The following is a 14,899-nucleotide window of genomic DNA, read 5'->3' on the forward strand; positions in this document are numbered from 1 at the left end:
CACCAACGTCGGCGCACTTTCTGCAGAACATACATCTAACACACTGAGCTTTCATCAACATCTACATCAACGACTTTTCACCTTACGGTCGAATACTGCCGTCATATTCGCCAGAATTGATTTTTAAAATAAATTACCGCCATAAAATTTTAAATATTCTTTTAAAACCACAAAAATTTATGAATTTAATTAAAAACTGAATTCCAATAAATCAGTTTAATAACCAAATACAGATTATTAGTCCTAGAGGATAAAATCATGTTAGTTTCGAGGTTATCAGAAGAATTCATAACTCAAAAAGCAAAAGAAAACTGGTTGTCATATTGGAAATACTTTAGTCAAAGTAACCATGATAAATGCGCAGTACCACACTGCTGTAAAAACCACGACCAAGCCATTTTTGTCGCAAATCCCAAAGAGAACAAAGACTCAATTTATGTCATCCCTCTTTGCAAGGAGCACAGCGATAACGAAGGAAGCCAACTAGAAATTCTAGACAACGTAGAGCTCATCCCTATCGGGTTTACCTTATAACATCTACGAAATACACCACTAAAATAAGTATTCCAAAGGACTACGATATGCTTGTTAACAATCTAGTAGAAAGTGAATCAAAAATTTCCAGCAAACTTTCTATTTCACAAACAAAATTAAAGAATACCTTTTGCGCGGAAGTAAATTGCACGAATAAATATACAAGACAAGTGATGGTGAAAAGTAATAATACCAACGAATGCAATGAAAATATTTTTCAAATACCCCTTTGCCAACATCACTATGAAAATTTTCATAATCCAATTGAACTGGAAAATGATATTCAAGTTATTCCAACAGGATTTGATCAAAACTAATTTGATTGTAGGGATTTGTTGGTAGGCAATGGTCATCCTTTCCCATTGCCTTTTTTCATATCTAAAAAACAGTTTTTTTGCTCATCGGCTTAAATGGTTTAATTGTGCAATAAGCCAAGTCGCAGCAAGCAAATCAGCGCTCCCCCCTGGACTTAAATTCCGTTCAACAAGATTTTTGTCGAAATCTAACATGCGCTGTTCAAAATCCTCATCACTAACTAGGCAGCTCTCTATAAGCGATTTCGAATACAACTTCACATATTGAAGCCCTCTAATTCCCCCGCGATGCACCAAATTCGAATCATCATTACACATCATTATGGTGAGTAACGTTTTAAACATCGCTTGTTCTTCGGAGAGACCTCGATTTATCGATTGTTCAAATGTCGGTAACGCGCTACTAAAAATTATGGGGTACCCGTTGGAGGCTTCCCCTCGGATACCTGTTAATCCATAACGTCGATATATCCTCTCTCCGGCGGTCACCGGAATTTTATTCGATCGTTCCAGATCTTCTATAACTAGATTAGCGCAGCACTCTTTTATGACCCATTGGATTCTCGATGAATTAAAACTGGTTTCTCTTTTGTACAACCAGCCCACGGCACCACATATCAAACCAAGCGTAAAAATCATTCCCTTGTGGGTGTTTACTCCTCGTGTTGCTGCAAACATGGCCTTTTCAGCTTCTATACCAATTTTTCTTAATTTAGGTAGCAAATCCGCTGGCGAGTTGTGACCATTTTCAAATCCCGATTGAACAAACATCAGCATATATGGACGTAGACAATTCGCGCTGGTGACAAATGTTTCAATAGTCATGTCACTATGTGAACCGTTGGAAACACAATCGACCAAACCCGGTTTAGGCGTTAAGTGAACTTCCAACATCATTGCGTGATAAGCCAAGTTACCTACCAGCTCACAGATGTTGAGCTCAAACGTACCTACATCCGTTTTCTGGAACAAGCAGCAATCATCCAGAAGCCAACGTAAAGAATTAGTTGTATTCATGTACAATCTCACTCAGCTTGTCGATAAGAGCAGGTAAAGGATGAACGCGATTTCTCGCACAAATCTTTGCATCCCTACCACATATGAAACATCGTCTTCTAGGGTAACCTAGCTGGTCCCGAGATAAGATCGAGCCATCGGCGTCAAAAACATCGATATCAAATAAGCGGCCAAGTGGGTGACTGTCTTCTAAATCTACCATGAGGTACTTTAACTTTTCCGCGGAGATATCACTTACCGCACTGATTGATTCGCATCCACAATCGTTGATAAACGATTGAGAAACGACAGAGCAACCCGCTTGAACACAAATCTGATAGATTTCACGCAGCCCCGCCTCAAATCCTATTTGAGAAATCTTATTCAGTTTTACATCACCAGGCATATTAATCGTAAAGCTCACAATCGGCAGAGAATGGGCTGAAACCCATTCTCTTTGACGCGCAGCTCGAACTTCTCGATTATCTAAGACCTGCTCTAATGTTATTGCTGGCCCTCGATACACGATTTACTCCTTAACCTGACGAATAACATCAATCACAGAGCCATCGCGGTATCGGATGTAGCCAACGATGTTATCTAAGTACTCAATTGCCTTTGGCGTACCAGTCAAAAACTCAGCGCGTTGCTGCAGTTCATGAATATCCAGAGTTTGAATACCTGCTGCTGTTAGACGTGATTTAATTTCGGTTCTGTTTGGATTTATGGCAACACCATGATCTGTGACTAAAACATCAATTTGAGTCCCAGGAGTTACAACGTTAAGTACGGTTTTCACCACAGTTGGAATTCGTCCTCTAACCAGTGGAGCAACAACGATGGTCAAATTCGCAGCTGCGGCAGTGTCACTATGGCCACCAGAAGCGCCTCTGATAACGCCATCTGAGCCTGTAATCACATTGACGTTGAAACCCGTATCAATCTCTAATGCGCTGAGAATAACAACATCCAAACGGTCCACCATCGCACCTTTGGAGGACGGGTTAGCATATTGATTTGCCGAAATTTCAAGGTGATTAGGGTTTTTTGCTAGCGAATCTGCAGCGACCGAGTCAAAAGACTGCACATCAAGTAACGTTTTGATGAGACCTTTCTCATGTAAAGCAACCATAGAGGCGGTAATACCACCTAACCCAAAATTGGCGGCGATATTACGTCTTACCATCTTATCTTCAAGGAAACGAGTAACAGCTAATGAAGCACCGCCTGAACCCGTCTGTAGGTTAAAGCCATCTTTGAAATAACCAGAATGCTCGATAACGTCTGCTGCTTTTCTTGCGATCAGTAACTCTCGCGGATTGGTTGTCATACGTGTTGCATCACCACCGATTTTTGAAGGGTCACCAACTTCAGCAACTTTAACTATTGCATCCACCTGATCTTGCGCGATTGATGCTGGAGTATTTGGGAAATCAACAATTGTCTCAGTCAGTACAACCGTTTTTCGAGCATACTGGGCATCAATTTGAGCATATCCAAGTGAACCACAACGAGACTGCCCTTTAACAGCATTAGCATTACCATATTCATCACAGCTTGATACACCAACAAAGGCAACATCAATGCTAAGTTCACCACTTTGAACTAGATGGACACGTCCACCATGAGAATGAATATGAACAGGCTCTTTTAGTAAACCACGGGATATTTCTTCGGCCAGTTGTCCACGCATACCAGAAGTATAAATCTGTTTAACCACACCATTTTTAATATGTTCAACGATAGGAGAATGCACGTCAGACAATGAACTTGATGCCAATGTGAGATTTTTATAACCCATTGAAGCTATTACGCTCATCACCATATTGATCGTCTTGTCTCCTCCCCTAAATGAATGATGAAAAGATATAGTCATTCCATCTTCAAGCCCGACATTTTGGATGGCTTGCTCTAGTGTTTCAAAAAGCTTACGACTCCTCTTTGTCTCTCGGTTCAAAAGATACGGAGTCAATTGATGAGCACCTGTGAAGGCACTCATTTGGGGATATTTTTCTAAATCGATCTCTATTTCACGGTTTATTGCATTAGTTATTGTTGTCATGATTTTGCCCTACTGTCTGATTCCGGATTGCGCACGTTTTAAAGTCCAACGAGCACGCTCAATAATTGGGGCGTCTACCATTTTTCCGTTTAGCGACACCACACCAGAGCCTTGTGCTTCAGCTTCAGCAGCCACTTCGATAACTGCATTGGCGTAATCCACTTCTTTTTGAGAAGGAGCAAAAATGTTATGGATGATTTCGATTTGGCGAGGGTTAATTAGCGATTTACCATCGAAGCCGAGGGATTTAATGTGCTCCGCTTCGTGGGTAAAGCCTTGCTCATTATTTGCATCAGAATAAACAGTATCAAATGCCATAATCCCAGCGGCTCTAGCAGCTTGGAGAATTGAACATCGAGCAAATAAAAGTTCAACACCTTCCGCAGTACGTTGCGTTCTTAGATCACGCACATAATCTTCAGCACCTAAAGCAATACCAATGAGACGTTTTGATGCTGTGGCAATTTCCACTGCGTTATTGATTCCCATAGCAGATTCGATAGCTGCGAGCATTTTGGTACTGCCTACTTCTCTACCAAATTCTCGCTCAGCTTCAGCGATCAAAGCTTCCATGTTGTGAACATCCTCAGCGCAGTCCGTTTTTGCCAGACGAACAGCGTTCACACCCGCTTTAACAACTGCTCTTACATCTAACGCGCCAAAATCGGTATCCAATCCATTAACTCGAACTATAGTCTCAATGTTTTGGTACATCGGATGTTGAAGAGCATTAAACACCAACATTCTTGCAGTATCTTTTTCACGTATAGATACCGAGTCTTCCAAATCAAACATGATGGCATCAGGGTTATAGATAAAAGAGTTACTCAACATTGCGGCGTTTGAACCGGGCACAAACAACATACTTCTACGTAACTTGCTCATTTTAGGTTCTCCCACACTATATCGTTGGCTGCTGTCGCGCGAATTACCGCGGCTTGAACTCTTGCTCTAATGACACAGTCGAGCGCCCCTTTGTCATTGACTTTGACCAACGCAGATACAACCCCCATTTCAGCCAAGGTGCTGGATACTGTAGTACGAATGAGATCACCAAATTGTTTTTCAACGGAGCTGGTAATTTCTATATCTAGATTGTTTGTGGCTGTAGGGAATATCTCGACTAATAAGTCACTAGACTCCAACGTTCCAGCGTATGATCGCTGATTAATTATCATGTATGCACCTCATGAATCCCATTTCGGATAGCAGAAAATTAAATTTGTGTAGTGATGTTTTACTACCAAATATCTAACACCTATTTTCTTTGCTATCTGTAATGTTTTTGGCGATGCTAATCATGTTTAGTTGCAAGTTAAAAACCATTAATGACTTAAATGATTTAAATTAATTATTTTGATATAACGCAATAAAAAACGGCTAAAGATATCTTTAGCCGTTTTTTATTCAAAGTGATTCTAATTGAGTTTAACGTAAACTCGTTCTGGACGACCAACCCTTCCATGTTCATTTTCTGCTTCAAGAAATCCATTAGCAGAACAATACTCTAAATAACGTCTAGCTGTTGTTTTACTTATACCGACCTGTTCCCCTAGTCGTTCAGCTGTATATTTAATACCTGTATTATCGATGAACGTCTGCTTGATTTTATCTAGCGTCAATTCACCAATACCTTTTGGTAATGTATTTGCTGATTTTTCTCTAGCTTGAATATTGAAAAGATCATCCACGTGGCGCTGGCTAATATTATCATAGGCATTAATGGCACTATGATATTGTACGTACCTGTTTAATGTGTCTTTTAATCTAACATAAGAAACTGGTTTCAATAAATAATCGAAACATCCACAGTGCATCGCTTCTTTAACTGTTTCCATTTCGCTGGAGGCAGTGATCAATATAACGTCAGGTTTTGAATCTGATTTATCAGCCACGATGCTTCGTAATAGGTCGATGCCTAATCCATCAGGTAGAAAGTTGTCCAATATTATTAGGTTTGGCTTATTAACCTTTAGCATTGTTTTAGCCATGCTAATGTTGTTGGCAATACCAACCGGTCTAAAACGCATCATCTGCCTTAAAAATTGAGCATGTAATTCAGCAATTCCAACTTCATCTTCAACGATTAAAACATCTATAGAGTCCATTATCTGTTACCGTTCTTAGGAATAAAAATAGAAAAAATTGTGCCCTTGGGCTCTGCGTTGTCAACCAAGATGACGCCACCAGCATTAGTTACGTATCGGTTAATCAGATACAAACCAATGCCATGACCTTTATCGTCATTTTTACTTGTTACACCTCGGTTAAAAATGGTTCCTGCTATTTCAGGATCGATACCGCAACCATTATCTCCAATTTCAATAACTAATTCTTTACCTGCATCAGTAATAAGTAATGTAATTACTTTATCGCTCTCTGGATTTTTCAGCGTTGCTTCAAATGCATTGTCGATTAAGTTACCTATAATTGCAGATAATTCATCATCATCAATATTGTTTGGCAAATTATATAACTGACAGGTAGGATCAAACTGTAACTGAAGTCCCAGTTCTTGAGATCGAGCATATTTACCTAACAATAAACCGGCAACTTGTTTGCATTTTATTCTTGAGCGAATGAAATCTATTAGTTGTTGTTTCTTAATATTTTCATTGTTTATGAGTGACAGTGCAGAATCATATTCACCAATTTCAATCAAACCTGAAATCGTTGATAATTTGTTAGCATGCTCATGCCTCATGACTCTTAAATTATCTGTATATTGTTTGATTTGGGTCAATTCTGCAGTTAATGAATTAATATCATTTTTATGCCTAAAACTGATCACCCATCCGATTAACATTTCTCGATCAAATATCGCCACTCTATTAGCGATCAATGTCTTACCATTAATAGAAACTATTTCATCTTTAATATTTTCTTCATAGGGTGTTTGAAAGAAAAATTGGGTATGGTTCAAATATTCTAATATGCTTCTATTTTTTATTTCAGCCACATTTTTATCTGTACCTAAGAGATCTATCGCACTTTTGTTCACCGCTAAAATTTTGCCTGTCTTGTCGATAGCAATAATCCCTTCATAGACCGATTGAAGGATTGAACGTTGTAAGTACAGTGCCAACGCAATTTCTGATGGCTCCATTCCATTCATTTTCTTTTTGATGTGGCTAGAGAACAGCCAAGCGCCAATCAAGGTCAAAAATAAAATAACGCCTAACTCATAAGAAACGGGTTTAGCATAGAACACTAGCCACTCGTCAAATCGACTAAACAGATACCCGACAGAAACAACACCGATTATTTGCCCGTCGAAATCGACAATGGCACTTTTACCTCTAACGCCATATCCCAAAGTTCCTTTGCTAAAGGAAATATAAGACTCCCCTCTTTCTAAGGCTCCGGCATTATCTCCACCCTGCATTGGCAGCCCAATATTTTCTTTAACTGGATGTGACAATCGTGTCCCATCTTCGTCACCAATAACAATAAAACTCGCGTCCGATATTTTGGTTAATCGGTTGATAATTCGCTCTATTGCAGCAAGGTTTTTGATCCTAACTTCTTGAATTAGATTCGGATCACTGGCTATTTCCTTAGCTTGAACTAATGCCCTTGTGCCAACTTGATGTTCAAGAGTATCGAGTAAGGATTGGTGAAAGTTCACCCCCATGAATATCATTTGAAGACTCATCAGAGCAAAAATAAGAAGAAAAACTTTGACGCGAAAAGAAGCTCCAGTTTTCATCTTTTCCACCATATTCATATTTTTTATTTCCTTATTACTAAGTTATATCAACTCTTACGACACTCGATACAGAAACGGATGTTAGCGTGTTTCATTAGCTAAGTTAGTTAGGTGTATCAAAAGACGACTAAAACGCAGAAAGGGAGAACAGTGTCTCCCTCTATATGATTAATTTGCCAAGCTGTTAGCCAAGTACATATTTGATCATTACACCTGCAGCTACTGCCGAGCCGATAACACCCGCTACATTTGGCCCCATTGCATGCATTAGTAAAAAATTTTGAGAGTTCGCTTCTAAGCCTAGCTTGTTAGAAACCCTTGCAGCCATTGGCACAGCAGACACACCTGCAGAACCGATCAGCGGATTCACTTTTTCAACACATACTCTGTTCATCAGTTTTGCCATGAGCAAACCAGCAGCAGTTCCCACACAAAACGCAACGATACCTAACGCCAAAATGCCAAGCGTCTGTGGCTGTAAGAACTTATCAGCCATTAGTTTTGAACCAACCGATAACCCTAGGAATATGGTCACAATGTTGATCAAGGCATTCTGCGCAGTATCTGAAAGTCGCTCTACAACGCCACATTCACGCATTAAGTTACCAAAGCAAAACATACCCATAAGCGGAGTTGCTGACGGTAGAAGCATTGCAATAAGAACCAGCAGCATCAGTGGGAAACATATTTTTTCTATCTTGCCAATTTTGCGCAGTTGTCTCATTTCAATTTTGCGTTCTGCTTCAGTAGTAAGCGCACGCATAATTGGAGGCTGGATCATCGGAACCAATGCCATATATGAGTATGCCGCTACAGCAATCGCACCTAACAATTCAGGAGCCAGCATACTTGAAACGTAAATGGCTGTAGGCCCGTCAGCACCACCAATGATGCCAATTGCCGCTGCTTGGGAAACAGTAAAGTCCATGATACCAAGTTGGCTGAGCCCAAGAGCACCTAGCACAGTGGCAAAAATACCAAACTGAGCAGCAGCTCCGAGAAGCAAGGTTTTCGGGTTTGCGAGCAAAGGTCCAAAATCTGTCATTGCACCGACACCCATGAAGATAACCAGCGGCCCAACACCTGAAGCAATTGCAACGCTATAAAACGTATACAGCATGCCATCTGAATATTGGTATTGCTCTGCAAGCAAACTCAAATGCATTTTTTGCTCAGGTGTCGCCATCTCTATCGCATGCTTGATGGCATCAGGCGTAGTTTCAACCACATTTAACACGTGTGAAAATGCCAACATGACTTCAGCTTTCCCCGCATGTATTGCCGCATCCACAGCGTTAATTGCCAGATTGGCATCTGGTAAGTTTGAAAGTATTCCTCCTAACCCAATTGGCACTAGTAACAAAGGTTCAAACCCTTTGACGATCGCCAGATAGAGCAAGACCATACCAATGATAATCATCAGAAGTTGGCCCCACTGCATATGCAGAAAGCCAAAATCGCTGATTAAGCTGATTACACTGTCCATTTCTAATCCTTATGCCAATGCAAATAGTTCATCACCAACCTGAACCGCATCACCTTCAGATACAGCCATGGATTCAACGCGTCCATCGCGGAAGGCTTTAATTTCGGTTTCCATTTTCATGGCTTCGAGAATTAGCAAGGTTTCACCTTCTTTCACCATATCGCCGATTTTTTTCTGTATTTTCCAGATGTTACCAGCTAATGGCGCTGATACAGGCTCTGCATTTGCTGATGAAGCAACAGGTCGAGCGGGTACTTGAGGAGTGGTTGTTGAGGCAGCCAATACTTCAGGATCAGCACCCTCATTAATTTGAACCACATAGGCCTGATTATTGACATTTACGGTGTACACCGCTTTATCAGAAGATGTCGTTGCTTTTGTAGGTTTAGCCACCTCTGCAACCGTAGGTACAGGTTCGAAAGCCGATGGATTATTGCGATTAGCCAAAAACTTCCAAGCAACTTGGTCAAACAGGGCAACCGTTAACACATCGTCAATGCTGTTTTCAGCGAGTTCGATACCTTTTTCCTGAGCCTGATTAATAACTGACGCTGTTAATTGGTCAATTTCAGGTTCAATAAGATCCGCTGGACGACAAGTAATCACGTCGGCACCATTAAGAACTCGTTGCTGAAGATCTTTATCAACAGGAGCAGGTGTTTTTCCATATTCACCCTTCAATACCCCAGCCGTTTCTTTAGTGATTGTTTTATAACGCTCACCCATCATCACATTGATAACCGCCTGTGTGCCGACGATTTGAGAAGTCGGCGTAACCAAAGGAATGTAGCCAAGGTCTTTCCTCACTCGAGGTATTTCAGTTAACACTTCATCTATACGGTCAAGTGCATTTTGTTGCTTCAACTGACCTTCCATGTTCGTTAACATGCCACCAGGCACTTGAGCGACGAGAATACGCGAATCAGAACCTTTAAGTTGGCCTTCGAAAGCATGATATTTCTTACGTACCTCTCTGAAGTAAGCGGCAATGTTTTCAAGTTTTTCGATATCTAAACCGGTATCACGCTCAGTGCCTTTCAGAGCAGCCACAATCGATTCGGTAGAAGGATGTCCATAGGTTCCGCTCATCGAAGAAATAGCGGTATCAACACGATCAACACCCGCTTCGATAGCTTTAAGTAACGTCATATCCGCCATGCCAGCGGTAGAGTGGCAGTGTAGATGAAGCTCTACATCAACTAGCTTTTTCAAATTGGTTACCAGTTCGTAAGCTTCATATGGAGACATAACACCAGACATATCCTTGATAGCAATCGAACTAACGCCGCACTCCAATAGTTGTTCAGCCACATCGACCCACGATTGCATTGTGTGAACAGGGCTTGTGGTATAACAGATCGTTCCTTGCGCATGAGCACCTTGTTTGTTTACAGCCTCAATTGCGCGCTTCATATTGCGGGTGTCATTCAATGCATCAAATATGCGGAACACATCCATACCATTGAAGACTGCTCGTTCAACAAACTTGTCGACAACGTCGTCCGCATAATGGCGATAGCCCAAAATGTTTTGCCCACGGAGCAACATCTGTTGTTTGGTGTTTGGCATTGCCTTTTTTAGCTCTCTCAAACGAGCCCATGGATCTTCACCCAAAAAGCGAATACAAGAGTCAAACGTTGCTCCACCCCATGATTCCAAAGACCAATAACCAACTTCATCCAGTTTAGAAGCTATAGGCAACATATCATCGAGTCGCATGCGAGTTGCGAGAAGGGATTGATGAGCATCACGCAACGCAACGTCAGTGATACCGAGTGGTTTTACTAATTTAGACATTATGAATTCCTCTAACCTCAAGCTTCGACTTGCTTATTTGTTTTCTGTTTGTGGTGGTGTAGTACTGCGGAAATAGCGGCTATTAAGTTGTCATCTTGTGCGCTAGCAACAGGCGTCTTTTTCGATGCCTGTGACGCTTTCTCTGGAGGAGAAAATTTAATAGATAAAGTGGACAGCAGACGTGTAGCGCCAACTAAAAGGGCTAAAAAACAAAACACAAACCCCATGCCAAGAAACATGAGATTAACGCCTTCAAGAATAATTGGACCTTCGTTCATTTGGTGAACCTTTGGATATTGAAAGTGCAATTAGTCTAACGAAATTAGGGGAATGGACTTCGTGAAGCACATCATTCAATTAGCACCATTAAACGTATTAAATGGCGTAAATAAATTTAATTATCTGTGACATCGTCCATACCCGTAGACATGTTATTTATCCCAAATAAATAAAGTCATTTAAGGCATTAAGAACACAAGATTTACACCAATTTGCTTTTCAACACTCAGATGCAATCGACTTCAATAATTACCCTGATTGAAATATTGAGCAAAAGAGGAAACTTTCTAATGGGGAGCACAATGTCTTTATATGATGTTCATCAAATTTCGTTATATAACCTAAAGCGCCAAACACATTTAACGAGAAAGTATGAACTGCCATTAATAATCGTTAAAACCAACATTGTGAGTGAGTTAAACGAAAATGATCATGCTAACTATGTTTATAAATTAGCATCGGACGAAGTGCAGAAAACAATTGCAGCTTTAAATGTAACGGTTATTGAACACGATGACGCAAAGAATGACGCTAATCTCGAATCGATCTACGTTGTAAGAGGTATGACTACATCAAACTTAAAACGAGCCATGGTTAAAATTGAGAACAACCATTTCTTAGGTAGCCTTTTTAACATCGATGTTATAGACCCACAGGGATATGCTGTATCAAGACGTGGTGCACAGATGGAATCAAGGAAATGCATTCTTTGCAACAGCCCTGCTAGCTACTGCGCCACGAACCATCGCCATTCGGTTCAAGAGTTGAAAGAAAAAATCGCATTAATGCTTGGACAGTATTAGCATTCTCGAGTTGGTCTTTTCGAAAATCATGCCTCCACATGTTGAGAACTGAGCAATTAAGTTTGTTCAGTTCCTATTCTGCTTATAGCATGTTATCCAACACTCAACTGCTCTGCTTTTGCTAATCTCAATGCTGCCTGCCGTCTTTTAGCGTGATAGGCAGACGTATCTTCGCTAAACAGCTCATTCAAGTAAGCATACGTTGTTTCAGGTACAATTTTTTCAATCGCTGCCCAATCATTATCAAATAGGAGTTTTCTAACCAACGAAGCGGATATCGGTGATTCACCTTGCTCACAGCGAGGTAGCTCTACCAGTGTTACTTTTGGGCTATCGATCGTCGGTGTTGAGAGCCACTGATGCATCTGTTGGTTATAAAAACGCGTCACCTTACATATTGGCTCGGTTCCTACATAACGATGAGTTATGCCAAGCGCAGGTGCGATGTATTGACGAAAAAGCTGCAAATCAACCGCGGTATGACAGTAATTGATCACCCCTTCATCTTTTAAAAAATAGCTCGGGAAGGTAGCTCTTGAAATGATGTAATCAGAACCTGCATGTACTGTGACATTTTTGAATTCTTTTACACCGGCCTTAATCATATTTAAGCGGTCTGAGTAGGAGAAAAAGGAACGATCTTCTTTAACAACAAACAGATGCACCCAGTCGCAGTTTTCAGAAGCATGTTGAACAAGATAGCGATGCCCATTTGTAAACGGATTCGCATTCATAACAATGCTGCCAATTTTGCTGCCTTGATGGAATGAGTTATGGAGCTGTTCGCAGTATTGCTTCAATCTTAACTTACTGTTTTCTAGCAATATTACCCTGTCTTTAACCGCTGTAAGCAGATGAAACCCAGCATCGTGGAACATTAAATAGTTATCAGGTTTGGTATAAATAAATAAATTGTATCGACCTAAATCATAAGCATGGGTTACCACCTCTGTCAGTAAACGAGTAGATAGTCCATGCCCTTGCAAATTGGCGGAAACCGCTATTGATTTCAGTGTGTTGCCAGCTAAGCCTGCACAACCAACAATACGTTCAGAGTTTGTGGCGATAACAAAAAATTCAACATCTGCGTCTATACCTAACCCCATGCCCAGCAAAAACTGCCGCACTTTTTCCATTTGGCTGCTATTTTGAGTGTTAATCTTTTGGAATTGGTATGTATCAAACACAGCGTTCTCTCAACAACAAAACGGATAACGAATTATCTTAATTCCACTTATAAATTAATGACTCTTAAGCAATCTATAAAGCAGCGTTAAAACAGTTTATGGTGTTTATGAATTTATTCTCCGTAACACGTAGATCTCATGTATTGAAAAACATATTCATAAACAAAAAGAGTCAGCCCGGTAATATCCAAGCTGACTTCATACTTCATTAATACGACACCAATTAAGCTACTTGAGCTTGGTGTTTACGATTACGTAGCATACCTATCAATGGCAAAGCAATTGACAGCAAAGTAATGGCAATCAGTACTTGAGCTACAGTTGATTGAGTGAAAATCGACAACTCTTGGTTTGAAATTCTAAATGCCTGACGGAATGATTGCTCCATCGTACCACCAACAATACACGCCAGAATCATTGGTGCTGTCGGCACATGAGCTCGTTTCATCACAACACCTGCAACACCCAAAATCGCTAGGATGTAGAAGTCGATTACTGAATTACTAATTGCATAGCAACCGATAAACGCAAGACCTAATACAATTGGGTATAACATCTTAGGTGGAATTGCTAATACTCGAACCAATGCACCAGCCAGTGGAATATTCACCACCGCCAAGATAATGTTGGCAACGAACATACTTGCAATCAATCCCCAAGCAGTTTCTGGATACTGAGTAAATAGTAGAGGCCCAGGTTGAATACCTAACATCAAAAGTGCACCCATCATTACCGCAGTTGTACCCGATCCTGGAACGCCCAATGACAACATTGGAATCATCGCGCCGATAGACGCCGCATTGTTCGCTGATTCTGGTGCAGCCAAGCCCTCAATAGCTCCTTTACCGAACTCTTCGCTATTTTTAGATATTTGCTTTTCATTGTTGTAGCACATTAGCGACGCCATAGTACCACCCGCGCCAGGTAACGCACCGATGATAAAACCTACTGGAGCACTACGTAAAATCGGCCATTTTGAACGTGACCAGTCGTCGCCACTAATCCAAATTCGTTTAAATTCAGTTTGAGCTTTTTTCGTTCCTTCACTAAGTGAACGGAAGCTCTTAAACACTTCACCCAGAGCATAGATACCAATGATTACAACTAGGAAGTCAACTCCCGTTTGTAACTCTAAGTTGCCAAAGGTAAAACGTTCAACACCAGACTGAGCATCAATACCTATCGTAGCAATAGCTAAACCAATCACCATCGAAAAGAAGCCTTTAAGCATATTCCCTTTCGACATAGATGCCGTCATAGATAATGCAGCAACCATCAGCAAGAAGTATTCAGCAGGACCAAATTTCAACGCAAAACTTGCCACAGGTTCAGCCAACAATGTCATTAGGACAGCTGCGATAGTACCGCCAACTAGTGATGCAATTGCTGAGATGGCTAACGCCGATTCTGCGCGACCTTTCATCGCCATAGGATAGCCGTCAAAAGTTGCAGCAAGAGCAGCGCCATCCCCTGGAGTGTTAATTAAAATTGAGCTACGAGAGCCACCAAACATCGCACCGATATAAACACCAGTCATTGTGATCAATGCAGCTGTTGGTCCCATAGCAAATGTCATTGGCAATAACACAGCTACACCCGTTGCAGGGCCTAAGCCTGGTAACATGCCCACGATAGTACCCAATACACCGCCTAGGGTTACGAGTAATAAATGGTAAGGCTGTAAAGCAACGCCAAATCCATTCATTAAATTAGATAAAATATCCATCATAAT

15 protein-coding genes are annotated in these 14,899 nt (G+C 40.9%); 3 read left to right on the forward strand and 12 right to left on the reverse strand.

All coding sequences use genetic code 11. The features are described from left to right. Positions 1-258: 258 nt before the first annotated feature. Complete coding sequence (locus tag ACOSVQ_RS19160) at positions 259-534, forward strand: hypothetical protein (RefSeq protein ID WP_491984044.1); 276 nt, start codon at positions 259-261, stop codon at positions 532-534. Positions 535-581: 47 nt separating this feature from the next. Continuing rightward, complete coding sequence (locus tag ACOSVQ_RS19165) at positions 582-851, forward strand: hypothetical protein (protein ID WP_491984045.1); 270 nt, start codon at positions 582-584, stop codon at positions 849-851. An 81-nt stretch (positions 852-932) separates the two neighbouring features. On the opposite strand, the gene citG is transcribed toward ACOSVQ_RS19165, so the two are convergent. From citG to ACOSVQ_RS19215, 10 genes are all read right to left on the reverse strand, one after another. Next, entirely contained in the window at positions 933-1,865 is a 933-nt protein-coding gene (citG, locus tag ACOSVQ_RS19170) for a triphosphoribosyl-dephospho-CoA synthase CitG (RefSeq protein WP_491984046.1), read from the reverse strand. After that, positions 1,852-2,370 carry a citrate lyase holo-[acyl-carrier protein] synthase gene (citX, locus tag ACOSVQ_RS19175; RefSeq protein ID WP_491984047.1) on the reverse strand — a complete coding sequence of 173 codons (519 nt, stop codon included), beginning with the start codon at positions 2,368-2,370 and terminating at the stop codon, positions 1,852-1,854. The genes citG and citX (ACOSVQ_RS19175) overlap by 14 nt, the downstream gene beginning before the upstream one ends. A 3-nt stretch (positions 2,371-2,373) precedes the next feature. Beyond that, the gene (gene citF / locus ACOSVQ_RS19180; protein ID WP_491984082.1) at positions 2,374-3,843 is read right to left on the reverse strand and encodes a citrate lyase subunit alpha; all 1,470 of its coding nucleotides are present in this window, start codon (positions 3,841-3,843) and stop codon (positions 2,374-2,376) included. Between the two features lie 72 nt (positions 3,844-3,915). Continuing rightward, on the reverse strand, positions 3,916-4,791 hold the full coding sequence (gene citE / locus ACOSVQ_RS19185; RefSeq protein ID WP_491984048.1) for a citrate (pro-3S)-lyase subunit beta: 876 nt from the start codon (positions 4,789-4,791) through the stop codon (positions 3,916-3,918). Then, a complete protein-coding gene (citD, locus tag ACOSVQ_RS19190) occupies positions 4,788-5,084 on the reverse strand; it encodes a citrate lyase acyl carrier protein (RefSeq protein ID WP_491984049.1) in 297 nt (98 codons plus the stop codon). The genes citE and citD overlap by 4 nt, the downstream gene beginning before the upstream one ends. 240 nt (positions 5,085-5,324) lie before the next feature. Further along, on the reverse strand, positions 5,325-6,017 hold the full coding sequence (locus ACOSVQ_RS19195) for a response regulator (RefSeq protein WP_491984083.1): 693 nt from the start codon (positions 6,015-6,017) through the stop codon (positions 5,325-5,327). Further along, positions 6,014-7,633, reverse strand: a complete 1,620-nt coding sequence (locus ACOSVQ_RS19200) for an ATP-binding protein (RefSeq protein WP_491984050.1) — start codon at positions 7,631-7,633, stop codon at positions 6,014-6,016. Before ACOSVQ_RS19200 ends, ACOSVQ_RS19195 begins: the two co-directional genes overlap by 4 nt. A gap of 166 nt (positions 7,634-7,799) precedes the next feature. Further along, the gene (locus tag ACOSVQ_RS19205) at positions 7,800-9,101 is read right to left on the reverse strand and encodes a sodium ion-translocating decarboxylase subunit beta (RefSeq protein WP_491984051.1); all 1,302 of its coding nucleotides are present in this window, start codon (positions 9,099-9,101) and stop codon (positions 7,800-7,802) included. Between the two features lie 9 nt (positions 9,102-9,110). Further along, on the reverse strand, positions 9,111-10,898 hold the full coding sequence (gene oadA / locus ACOSVQ_RS19210) for a sodium-extruding oxaloacetate decarboxylase subunit alpha (protein ID WP_491984052.1): 1,788 nt from the start codon (positions 10,896-10,898) through the stop codon (positions 9,111-9,113). 17 nt (positions 10,899-10,915) lie between these two features. Continuing rightward, positions 10,916-11,176 carry an OadG family protein gene (locus tag ACOSVQ_RS19215; RefSeq protein WP_491984053.1) on the reverse strand — a complete coding sequence of 87 codons (261 nt, stop codon included), beginning with the start codon at positions 11,174-11,176 and terminating at the stop codon, positions 10,916-10,918. Between the two features lie 303 nt (positions 11,177-11,479). On the opposite strand from ACOSVQ_RS19215, the gene citX (ACOSVQ_RS19220) reads away from it, so the two are divergent. Further along, a complete protein-coding gene (gene citX / locus ACOSVQ_RS19220) occupies positions 11,480-11,980 on the forward strand; it encodes a citrate lyase holo-[acyl-carrier protein] synthase (RefSeq protein ID WP_491984054.1) in 501 nt (166 codons plus the stop codon). Positions 11,981-12,072: 92 nt separating this feature from the next. Here citX (ACOSVQ_RS19220) and citC read toward each other — a convergent pair whose 3' ends face one another. Beyond that, positions 12,073-13,167 (reverse strand): [citrate (pro-3S)-lyase] ligase, encoded by a 1,095-nt coding sequence (gene citC / locus ACOSVQ_RS19225; RefSeq protein WP_491984055.1) that lies wholly within the window; start codon positions 13,165-13,167, stop codon positions 12,073-12,075. A 223-nt stretch (positions 13,168-13,390) separates the two neighbouring features. Then, entirely contained in the window at positions 13,391-14,896 is a 1,506-nt protein-coding gene (locus tag ACOSVQ_RS19230) for a tripartite tricarboxylate transporter permease (RefSeq protein ID WP_491984056.1), read from the reverse strand. Between the last annotated feature and the right edge of the window lie 3 nt (positions 14,897-14,899).

It is taken from the genome of Vibrio sp. HM8-C (assembly GCF_058630515.1).

Bases quoted from the DNA above. Each gene is read 5' to 3' on its own strand.
- ACOSVQ_RS19160 (WP_491984044.1), top strand. From the start codon at position 259: ATGTTAGTTTCGAGGTTATCAGAAGAATTCATAACTCAAAAAGCAAAA.
- ACOSVQ_RS19165 (WP_491984045.1), top strand. From the start codon at position 582: ATGCTTGTTAACAATCTAGTAGAAAGTGAATCAAAAATTTCCAGCAAA.
- citG (WP_491984046.1), bottom strand. From the start codon at position 1,865: ATGAATACAACTAATTCTTTACGTTGGCTTCTGGATGATTGCTGCTTG.
- citF (WP_491984082.1), bottom strand. From the start codon at position 3,843: ATGAGTGCCTTCACAGGTGCTCATCAATTGACTCCGTATCTTTTGAAC.
- citE (WP_491984048.1), bottom strand. From the start codon at position 4,791: ATGAGCAAGTTACGTAGAAGTATGTTGTTTGTGCCCGGTTCAAACGCC.
- citD (WP_491984049.1), bottom strand. From the start codon at position 5,084: ATGATAATTAATCAGCGATCATACGCTGGAACGTTGGAGTCTAGTGAC.
- ACOSVQ_RS19200 (WP_491984050.1), bottom strand. From the start codon at position 7,633: ATGAATATGGTGGAAAAGATGAAAACTGGAGCTTCTTTTCGCGTCAAA.
- ACOSVQ_RS19205 (WP_491984051.1), bottom strand. From the start codon at position 9,101: ATGGACAGTGTAATCAGCTTAATCAGCGATTTTGGCTTTCTGCATATG.
- oadA (WP_491984052.1), bottom strand. From the start codon at position 10,898: ATGTCTAAATTAGTAAAACCACTCGGTATCACTGACGTTGCGTTGCGT.
- ACOSVQ_RS19215 (WP_491984053.1), bottom strand. From the start codon at position 11,176: ATGAACGAAGGTCCAATTATTCTTGAAGGCGTTAATCTCATGTTTCTT.
- citX (WP_491984054.1), top strand. From the start codon at position 11,480: ATGTCTTTATATGATGTTCATCAAATTTCGTTATATAACCTAAAGCGC.
- ACOSVQ_RS19230 (WP_491984056.1), bottom strand. From the start codon at position 14,896: ATGATGGATATTTTATCTAATTTAATGAATGGATTTGGCGTTGCTTTA.